Source organism: Anoxybacillus pushchinoensis (assembly GCF_900111795.1).
Taxonomy (GTDB): Bacteria; Bacillota; Bacilli; order Bacillales; family Anoxybacillaceae; genus Anoxybacillus; species Anoxybacillus pushchinoensis.
The window spans coordinates 1-9,457 of the sequence record NZ_FOJQ01000070.1 but is presented as its reverse complement, the minus strand read 5'-3'; the positions used below and the strand labels follow the sequence as shown (position 1 = coordinate 9,457).

At 41.4% G+C, this 9,457-nt stretch carries 10 protein-coding genes and 1 pseudogene; 7 read left to right on the top strand and 4 right to left on the bottom strand.

What is annotated here, in order from left to right; translation table 11 throughout:
• From BM213_RS15325 to BM213_RS13100, 4 genes and pseudogenes are all read left to right on the top strand, one after another.
• Positions 1-168, top strand: a pseudogene (locus tag BM213_RS15325) (IS110 family transposase); the annotation flags it as partial.
• Between the two features lie 75 nt (positions 169-243).
• Complete coding sequence (locus tag BM213_RS13110; protein ID WP_244149297.1) at positions 244-1,029, top strand: lanthionine synthetase C family protein; 786 nt, start codon at positions 244-246, stop codon at positions 1,027-1,029.
• Between the two features lie 340 nt (positions 1,030-1,369).
• The gene (locus BM213_RS13105; RefSeq protein WP_091704875.1) at positions 1,370-2,068 is read left to right on the top strand and encodes a response regulator transcription factor; all 699 of its coding nucleotides are present in this window, start codon (positions 1,370-1,372) and stop codon (positions 2,066-2,068) included.
• On the top strand, positions 2,055-3,473 hold the full coding sequence (locus BM213_RS13100) for a HAMP domain-containing sensor histidine kinase (protein WP_091704873.1): 1,419 nt from the start codon (positions 2,055-2,057) through the stop codon (positions 3,471-3,473). The genes BM213_RS13105 and BM213_RS13100 overlap by 14 nt, the downstream gene beginning before the upstream one ends.
• A gap of 93 nt (positions 3,474-3,566) precedes the next feature.
• Here BM213_RS13100 and BM213_RS13095 read toward each other — a convergent pair whose 3' ends face one another.
• The 4 genes from BM213_RS13095 to BM213_RS13080 are packed head-to-tail and all read right to left on the bottom strand — an operon-like array spanning position 3,567 to position 6,300.
• Positions 3,567-4,001: a NisI/SpaI family lantibiotic immunity lipoprotein gene (locus tag BM213_RS13095; RefSeq protein WP_091704870.1), complete on the bottom strand. Its 435-nt coding sequence runs from the start codon at positions 3,999-4,001 to the stop codon at positions 3,567-3,569.
• A 54-nt stretch (positions 4,002-4,055) separates the two neighbouring features.
• Complete coding sequence (locus tag BM213_RS13090) at positions 4,056-4,844, bottom strand: lantibiotic immunity ABC transporter MutG family permease subunit (protein ID WP_091704868.1); 789 nt, start codon at positions 4,842-4,844, stop codon at positions 4,056-4,058.
• 1 nt (position 4,845) lies between these two features.
• The gene (locus BM213_RS13085; protein ID WP_091704865.1) at positions 4,846-5,592 is read right to left on the bottom strand and encodes a lantibiotic immunity ABC transporter MutE/EpiE family permease subunit; all 747 of its coding nucleotides are present in this window, start codon (positions 5,590-5,592) and stop codon (positions 4,846-4,848) included.
• Positions 5,593-5,610: 18 nt separating this feature from the next.
• The gene (locus tag BM213_RS13080) at positions 5,611-6,300 is read right to left on the bottom strand and encodes a lantibiotic protection ABC transporter ATP-binding protein (protein ID WP_091704862.1); all 690 of its coding nucleotides are present in this window, start codon (positions 6,298-6,300) and stop codon (positions 5,611-5,613) included.
• A 248-nt stretch (positions 6,301-6,548) separates the two neighbouring features.
• Here BM213_RS13080 and BM213_RS13075 point away from each other — a divergent pair, with 248 nt between their 5' ends.
• The 3 genes from BM213_RS13075 to BM213_RS13065 form a co-directional block, all read left to right on the top strand.
• Positions 6,549-6,860, top strand: a complete 312-nt coding sequence (locus tag BM213_RS13075; protein ID WP_091704860.1) for a metal-sensing transcriptional repressor — start codon at positions 6,549-6,551, stop codon at positions 6,858-6,860.
• A gap of 14 nt (positions 6,861-6,874) precedes the next feature.
• Entirely contained in the window at positions 6,875-9,271 is a 2,397-nt protein-coding gene (locus tag BM213_RS13070; protein ID WP_091704857.1) for a heavy metal translocating P-type ATPase, read from the top strand.
• Positions 9,272-9,292: 21 nt separating this feature from the next.
• Positions 9,293-9,457: cation transporter (locus tag BM213_RS13065; RefSeq protein ID WP_091704855.1), on the top strand; the 165-nt coding region annotated here is incomplete at its 3' end.

Genomic DNA, 9,457 nt, shown 5'->3' with positions numbered 1-9,457 from the left:
CGAACGATATTAGAAATCATCTATTACCTGTTAACTCGGAAGGAACCGTATAAAGAATTAGGGGCAGACTATTGGGATCGTCAACGGGAAGCAAAGATCGTGCGTCAAACGGTGAAGAAATTAGAGGGGTTAGGGTACGAAGTGAAGTTAGAAAAAGTGGGTGCATAAGGGAATTAAACCATATATAAACTTTAATACCTTCCTTTAGAAATTATATTCCAAAGGCTAGGTGGGGGTTGTTTTTTGCCAAATTTTGTTTTCAGGATAGATTTATCTCAAGATAAACAAATGGAGGATATCAACGTTCCTGGCTGGTATATTCCCCCAAAGAATGCTTTTTCAGACACTGAAAGGAGAAAATGGCCATCAGGTTTCTTTAACATTGGGTTGTCTCACGGTATACCTGCTTTACTCATTGTCTTGTGCAATGCTAAAAAACTGAATATTTACGTAGATGGGCAAGATGAATGCATTCAAAGAATAGCTGATTTTCTTATGAAGTTTCAAATTAAAGATGAAAATGGCTCTTATTGGGGGACTCATGTTTCTCTAGAGGAATACAAAAATGGCTCTGTCCTAAACAAAGATACAAGGGATGCCTGGTGTTATGGCACGCCTGGTGTTGCTTATTCGTTACTTATAGCAGGTAAAACCCTAAACAATCAATCATACATTGATTGTGCTGTCAGCGGAATGAAACTGGCAAGCAAACGGCTTTACAACATTTTTTCTCCTTCCTTTTGTCATGGTTTATCGGGAGTTGCGTATATATGCAACAGATTTTATGAAGAAACGAATATAAGCGATTTTAGGGAAGCCGCCTGCAAATTGGTCGATGATATAATAAAATCTTATAATGAGGAATTTCCTTTTGGTTTTAAAAATATTGAGGAGAGCGAAGGAAGCACGAAATATTATAATTATGTGGGACTAATCGATGGGACAGCGGGAATTTTATTGACGATATTAGCTATACAAAACTCGAAAAAAACGCCTTGGGATTGTGCATTTTTATTATCTGAAGTTTAAATGTTGTTTATGTACAATGGAAAAGACGGCTTATCGATTGTTTGAGGCAAGATGCGGAGGATTTTCCGTCAAACCTTGGCGTAACGGAGGATCAAACACCTACCTAGAAGTGGTGTTGTTCGATCGACCGGCAATCGATCAAATATGTTGAAAATGGTTCATGGAGAAGAGGTTCTTTTATACAGACGTCACTCAAGACGCACATATTTTTGGTAAAAAGTGACAAATAGTAAAGCTTCGCATTGCCCCTATGAATAAGGCAATGGTGATATGAGATTACCCTATGATATGGGGATGGAATAGGCTTAAACGCTATTCAACTGTACGGGGGGATCAAAAAGTGAACAAAAAGAAGATTTTGGTTGTTGATGATGATGAAGATATTTGCTGCACCATTAAACAATATTTGGAGCTTCATCATTATCAGGTAGAAACGGTCCACAGCGGTGTAGAAGCGTTGAAGATGATAAACGACGATTTTGATTTGATTGTGTTGGATATCATGATGGAAGGAATTGACGGAATGGAGCTGTGTACAATCATTCGTGATCGGGTTGATTACCCTATTGTATTTGTTAGTGCTAAAACGCTGGAGGAAGATAAGGTTCAAGCTTTGGCGATCGGTGGGGATGACTACATCACCAAGCCGTTCAGCTTAAAGGAGTTAAAGGCGAGAATTGATTGCCATTTAAGAAGGGAGGAACGGATTCGTTCGAACGAGAGATATCTTTTGAGTTCTAAAAACATTACGATTGATCTTTTGGCTAATGAGGTCTTTTGTAAAGGGATAAAATTAAATTTGACAAAAAAAGAATATCAAATTATTGAGCTGTTAATGTTGAATAAAAACATAGTTTTTTCGAAGGAGAGGATTTTTGAACGGGTATGGGGACTAGATTCAGAAAGTCAGTTAGAAACAGTAACAGAAAGTATTAAGAATATTAGAAAGAAAATAAAAGTTCTAGATTCGGAAAATTCCTATATTCAAACATTATATGGGCTCGGCTATAAATGGGATGTGAACAATGAAAAACGATAAAACAATCAAACGAGATTTTTATTTGTTGGTTGTGAAGGTAGTGTTAGCAACCGCGGTCTCTTCGGTGGTTACTTATTTATGCTTAATCTATTTGATTATGACATTAACCACAAACCATGTGGTGAAACCGACCAATTATTTCGTGAAAGATTTAGATCTAATTGAAAAAAAGGTGAAAGAAAACGAAGAGGCTATTTTCAGGGGGAGATTGATTCCCATCCATCGTTACAATGAAAAGATACAGGGAGAAGTTGTAGACATTAGCGGTAAGCATCTGTATGGTGAGCAAGGAATTGTAGACGGTCAAGTGGATATGAGCAAAGTGATCAACCGTGAGATTGTAAAAGGAAGCTATGTGTATCGGTTCATTCCCGTTCAACATGATAACGCCATTCAGGCGGTGTATGTGTTGAAAGCGCCTTTCGGGTTTATCATTAACAATCAAAATCGCTTCGGAGCCGTGTTGATTTATGCTGTGCTGCTTATTTCTCCGTTGATCTTTTTTATTGTTTATTTGATTTTCTTTACATCTAGGCTGTATAAATCATTGTTCCATAATGTCAAATTATTGCTCGAAGCTTCTGATCACATTGCAAGCGGGGATTTTGATTTTCAAGTCTCAGGGTTGAAAAGAAAAGAATTTATGAAAATCCAGGATTCCTTTAATACCATGATCAGTGCGCTGAAAGAAATGGTGGAACGTTTAGCAAAGACCGATGACGAACGAAAAATGATGGTATCATCGATCGCGCATGATATCAGAACCCCGTTAACGGTCATCCAAGGACAAATTGATTTGATTCAAGATTTGCGAAAGTTGGGCTGCTTTGATGTCACTCCCCATTTAGAGATTATTCGCAAAAATTGTGGGAAGATGACTATGTTGACAGATAATTTGTCGTTGCTCTATAAAGTGGAGAATGCCCACTTTTCACTGAATGCAAAAGAAGTGGATGTAAGGCAAATCCTTGAGGAGAAAAAACGAGAGATCTCAACAATGGTTTACCATCAAAAATCGATAAACATTTGCTTTGATGTGAATTTGCAAAAATCATCTTACATACTTGATGAAGCGATGTTAATGAGAGTGTTGGACAATATTTTATACAACAGCCTGAGGTTTACAAAAAGCGGAGAAATTAAGTTGGAAGTACATGATGAAAAAGAGGGGAATGAGTGTAAAATCTATTTTCGCTGTTCAGATACAGGAACGGGATTTAAAGAAAACGATACGTCTTTGTTGTTTCAGCCTTTTTACCAGGATAAGCAGTATAAAAATCATGTTGGATTAGGACTGTATATTGCTAAAAGAATTGTGAATCATCATGGCGGTGAAATTTGGGCCTACAACAATGAAAAAGGTGGAGCGACGGTTGAATTTTATATTAAGGAGCTATCTGATTAATCATCCAATCTTATGGGCTTTCCGCCGTTATCGAGAGTGGAGAATGCAGCTAGGGAGGAATTTCTCTTTCCCTAGCTGACAGTCTCTAAGCCTTTATTTTCTTTTAGCAATCAAAAATTGGTGGTTCACCGTAACAGCTACTTCTTCATCTGGGTTTACGCCTTTGATGCTGTATACCCAGCCAAAGTTCAAGTGAGTTCGTTTTTCATCCGTTTGATCGGGAATGACTTCGATCTTTCGCAGTTCTTTTTTGCTCAAGATTTGATGATGCTCATTGATGGTAATCGTCTCCGCTACTTTCCCGATCGGTTTGTTCAATTGATGTCGATCTACTTTTGCTGCTTGAATGATGTACGTCCGGTCTTGATAGTGAATTTCTTGCAAATTGTCTTTGTTCAACTCGTACTTTGGCAATTTCCGATCGATCTCTATATTTTGTGTTGCTGTCTTTTGTAAGTCACTGACAAGTGAACAACCTCCTATGAAGAGGACTCCAATCAACGTGAGGAGTAAGATGGAGTTTTTCATAATTGATCTAAGACCTCCTTTTTTAACATCCCATTGAGAGGGAGAAGTGAATTTTCATTCATGTGGTTTATTTCCTTCCCAACGATGAAACCAGATCGAACTGATGATGGTGACGACGATGAAGCTTAGGAGGGCATAGGCTATTCCTTCCCATAATGATAGCGAAAAGGAACTTAATAACTGCGCCTCCAAGGTTTGCTTTACTTCGGGCATCATAAGAATTGGAAATTGTGAGAGACGAACAGCCCAAGCCCAAGGAATATAGCTCCATATATGATCGCCTAAGGACGTTGCGCCAATAAGGGCGGAAATGAGAAATCCACCGATTCCTACGGCGATCGAGGACCCCATTCCAAAGGCGAAGCTGATGAACAGGTGCAAGGAAAAAAGGATGAGTGAGCCCACGATGGAGAGCATGGCTCCTTGCAAAAATAACTGATAATGAATGTACGCGACTTTGAGTACGTATTTCATTCCAAAGAGCATAAGAATCGTAGCTAGCAAGATGTCCGCGCATGCAATAAAGATGAGCAGCGTGAGTTTGCCAACATACCATTGAACTTTGGATACAGGACCGGTCAAGATGTTCATGAAACTTCCTGCTTTTTCTTCTTGATAGGACATCAGCCCAGTCAGTAGGGAGATAATGATCGGTAAGGAAACAGCCATTACTTCAAAAAATCCTTGATAGATTTTCATCTGCCAAAACGTAGAGGTACGGTAGTGCGAAAAATACCATACCATAAAGAGAGAATAAATGATTGGCGTGATGATGACCATCATCCGAATCGCTGTGCGTTTTGTTTTGATCCATTCGGATGACAGAAGGCGAAGAAACGACATGTCAATACACTTCCTTTCGCGCAAACCAAACGGCGGTTAAAAAAGATAACAATAGAAACATGATAAGGGCGATCGCCAGGCCTATTGGAATGACAGAAGGATCCAATAGCGGACTCCCTTTTTCCAAAGGAATACCGTTCGGATGAACCCCGACGATCGGGCACATCAACCTCATGCCCCAGCTCCATGGGATGAACAGCCAATAAGGCTGTGCAGCTGCGACCACGCCCATAGCGAGTCCGACGACACTGACAATGATCGAAACCACCATCCCGAACTGCTCGGCAATAAATAATCCGATCGGAATATAGGATAAAGAAGTCAACCAAATGATTAAGCCTGCGAATACGGCGACCGTAGCGGATGAGAGGCTGTTGGGCAAAAAACATTTCAATAAAATAAGCAAGATAACCAGTTCTACTGTTGAGAGCAACATATAATAGGCGATGACGGCGATTTTGCTCCACCATAGACCTGTAATGCTAATGTCATGGCAACGGAGCGCTCTATCGTTTCCTGACTTTTTCTCCCTTATTGTTGACAAGGAAGCGATCAAAGCTGTGCCAACCGGAACGAAAATCAATGGCCACCAATTAAATACGGTGTATTCAAAATAATTGTGTGCTGAATTCATGGCCGGCATGGTGATGATGGCGTATAGGATAAAGAAAAGCGGAGCGATGAATACAAGTTTTTTCGCAAACGTCCGCTTATATTTTAAACGTTCTGACTCGAACATATTGAGCATGATTTCCATCCTCCTTCATTACTCGTTCACTACATCGACAAAGAGTTTTTCGAGATCTTGGCTTTCGTCTATTTTTCCTTCGTACCTGAGTTTTCCGTTTTGGATAATGCCAATATAATCGGCTAATTGCTTAACTTCGGACAAAATATGGCTCGATAGAATGACGGTGATCCCGTTTTCGGTAAACGATTTAATGAGTTTTCGCAAGTCCTGTATACCTAATGGATCCAATCCATTAGTTGGTTCGTCGAGAATGAGCAGTTTTGGATGGTTTAAAAGCGCTTTGGCAATTCCTAATCGTTGTTTCATTCCGAAGGAAAGTTGAGACGCTTTCTTTTTCCCTGTATTTTCCAATCCAACAAGATGCAAAACTTCTTGGATGCGCGACTCAGGTAAACGAAGCAATTTGGCGTGAACAAGCAAGTTTTCATGAGCGGTTAAATTGCCGTAAAGAGCAGGAGATTCGATCAACGCACCGATATCTTTTAAGTCTTTTCTGCTCCAAGGGTGGCCGTTGATTATGATTTCCCCTTTCGTAGGGCGCAACAGCCCCGTTAACATTTTTAAAAGCGTTGATTTTCCGGCTCCATTTGGTCCGAGCAATCCATAAACCGTATGTATCTTGACTTTTATGGATACATCATCTACTACAACTTGTTTGCCGAAAGTTTTGGTTAAATGATTTGTTTCTAAAAAGTACTTTTCCATTTTTATTCTCCTTTCAAGACGGAAAAAATTTTTGAATATTATGTTGCTGTTTCATATTAACTCTTCAATATAAAGTTTTTATAATTTACATTTCGCACTCTCTCGACAAACTAAAGTGATAGAATTTTTGTTTCATAAAAAATCTACCAAAAGTGAATAGATCATGGGAAAACGTTGACGATAATAATGTTGTTTCGTTGCTTTATATACCCATTACCGGTATAATGTAATCAGAGAGGTGATATTTCATGAACCATTGCGAAGATCATAATATGGATAAAAAAATGGTTCCGCGTACAGAAGAAGAGATCGAAAGCATTATTAAGCGCTTGAAGCGTATTGAAGGACAAGTGCGCGGGGTGCAAAAAATGGTCGAAGACAATCGGTATTGCATCGATATTTTAGTGCAAATTTCTGCGATTACGGCCGCGTTAAATAAAGTCGGATTGAATTTGTTAGAACGCCATGTCAGCCATTGCGTTTCCAAAGCAATCCGTGAAGGAAGCGGAGAAGAATCCATTCGGGAATTAATGGATGTCATTAAGCAATTCTCAAAGTAAGGGAGGGAAAGTGGGTGAGTGAACAAAGAACCGTAACACTGAAGGTTACCGGCATGACATGCGCCGCTTGTTCCAATCGTATTGAGAAAGTGTTGAACAAAATGGATGGGGTAGAAGCGAATGTCAATTTGGCGATGGAAAAAGCAACGATTAAATATGATCCATCGAAACAAAGTGTAGCCGATATCCGAGCTAAAATTGAGAATTTAGGGTATGGTGTTGCAACTGAAAAGGTGACGCTAGATATTGAAGGGATGACATGCGCGGCATGTGCGTCACGGATTGAAAAAGGGTTAAATCGTATGGAAGGTGTGACAAGCGCCGCTGTAAACTTGGCGACAAACAGTGCTGTTGTAGAATTCACTGAAGGCATTGCATCTGTCGAAGACATTTTAGAAAAAATCAAAAAGCTTGGGTACAAGGGGCAGATTCGAAACGAAGAACAAGATGATGCTGGCCGGAAAGAAGAGCGGCTGAAACGAAAACAACGGCAACTCGCGATTTCCATCATCTTATCGTTGCCGCTGCTTTATACGATGATTGCCCATATGCCGTTTCATATCGGCTTGCCGATGCCGAAACTGTTGATGAACCCGTGGTTCCAGTTTCTTTTAGCTACACCCGTTCAGTTTTACATCGGCGGTCCTTTCTATGTCGGGGCGTACCGAGCGTTGCGAAACAAGAGCGCAAACATGGACGTTCTCATAGCGCTTGGAACATCGGCCGCGTACTTTTACAGCTTGTATGAAGCTTTTCGAACGATTGGGAATCATGAATATATGCCAAGATTATATTTTGAAACGAGCGCCGTCTTGATTACGCTTGTGGTTGTCGGCAAATACTTTGAGGATCTTGCGAAAGGGCGAACAACAGAAGCTATCTCTAAGCTGTTGAGCCTTCAGGCAAAGGAAGCGACTGTCATCCGTAATGGGGAGGAAAGAAAGGTTCCGCTCGAGGAAGTGGTGATCGGCGATACGATTCTTGTCAAGCCAGGAGAAAAAATCCCGGTAGACGGTACGGTCATCGCCGGGGCATCTTCCGTAGATGAATCGATGATTACTGGTGAATCGATTCCAGTTGATAAGAAGGAAGGCGACTATGTGATCGGGGCGACGATGAATACGAATGGCGTACTCACCATTCGTGCCGAAAAAGTCGGAAAAGATACCGCGCTCGCCAATATCATAAAAATCGTCGAAGAAGCGCAAGGTTCGAAAGCTCCGATTCAGCGGATGGCGGACACGATCTCTGGCATTTTCGTCTCGATTGTTGTAGGAATTGCCGTCGTTGCATTCATTATATGGTACTTCTTTGTTGCGCCGGGTGATTTGGCAAAAGCGCTTGAAGTCGCAATTGCCGTTCTCGTCATTGCGTGTCCTTGTGCGCTCGGTCTTGCCACGCCAACATCGATTATGGTCGGTACAGGCAAAGGGGCAGAACATGGCATTCTCTTTAAAGGGGGTGAGTACCTAGAGGGAACGCATAAAATCAATGCCGTATTACTGGATAAAACAGGAACAGTGACAAAAGGAAAACCAGAAGTGACAGATGTGTTACAATTCCAAGAAAACATGCTCGACTATGCCGTTTCGGCCGAGAGCGCTTCGGAACATCCGCTAGCGCAAGCGATTGTTGAATACGGGAAGAAACAAGCGATTTCGATGAAGCCATTGGAGCACTTCTCCGCCATTACCGGCCACGGAATTGAAGCTGTCATTGACGGAAAAAGCATCCTTATTGGGACGCGAAAATTGATGAAGGAACGCTCTGTAGCGATTTCTGTGCATGAAGATAAAATGGTAGAGCTTGAAAAACAAGGGAAAACAGTGATGCTCATTGCGATCGATGGACAGCTTGCCGGCATCATTGCTGTCGCGGATACGGTAAAAGAAAGCTCCAAAGAAGCAATTCAAACATTAAAACAAATGGGCATCGATGTGTATATGGTGACAGGCGATAACAAACGAACAGCCGAAGCGATCGCCAAACAGGTCGGTATCGATCATGTCTATGCAGAGGTGCTTCCGGAAGACAAAGCGAACATCGTCGAGGAATTGCAAAAGCAAGGGAAACGAGTGGCGATGGTCGGTGATGGCATTAATGACGCTCCAGCTCTTGCGAAAGCGGATATTGGGATGGCGATTGGCACAGGTGCAGATGTCGCAATTGAAACGGCAGATGTAACGCTCGTTGGTGGTGACTTGATGCATATTCCACAAGCGATTGAACTGAGCCGACAAACGATGCGCAACATTCGGCAAAACTTATTTTGGGCATTATTTTATAATAGCGTTGGCATTCCAGTCGCTGCAGCTGGGTTATTACAACCATGGATCGCTGGGGCAGCGATGGCATTTAGCTCTGTATCGGTTGTGACAAACGCGCTTCGTTTGAAACGCGTGAAAATATAAACATTTAAGGAGGAATGGATGATGACGATTACATTACAAGTACAAGGAATGACATGCGGACATTGCAAAGCGGCGGTGACAAATGCACTTCAAACGTTAGATGGCGTCAGCCGCGTCGAAGTACATTTGCAAGAAGGTACAGTCGATGTAGATTATGATGAAACAAAAGTAAGCGTAGAAAAACTG

What these genes read in the sequence shown, in the direction of transcription:
- BM213_RS13100 (WP_091704873.1), top strand. Translation starts at nt 2,055, where the DNA reads ATGAAAAACGATAAAACAATCAAACGAGATTTTTATTTGTTGGTTGTG.
- BM213_RS13095 (WP_091704870.1), bottom strand. Translation starts at nt 4,001, where the DNA reads ATGAAAAACTCCATCTTACTCCTCACGTTGATTGGAGTCCTCTTCATA.
- BM213_RS13090 (WP_091704868.1), bottom strand. Translation starts at nt 4,844, where the DNA reads ATGTCGTTTCTTCGCCTTCTGTCATCCGAATGGATCAAAACAAAACGC.
- BM213_RS13085 (WP_091704865.1), bottom strand. Translation starts at nt 5,592, where the DNA reads ATGCTCAATATGTTCGAGTCAGAACGTTTAAAATATAAGCGGACGTTT.
- BM213_RS13080 (WP_091704862.1), bottom strand. Translation starts at nt 6,300, where the DNA reads ATGGAAAAGTACTTTTTAGAAACAAATCATTTAACCAAAACTTTCGGC.
- BM213_RS13075 (WP_091704860.1), top strand. Translation starts at nt 6,549, where the DNA reads ATGAACCATTGCGAAGATCATAATATGGATAAAAAAATGGTTCCGCGT.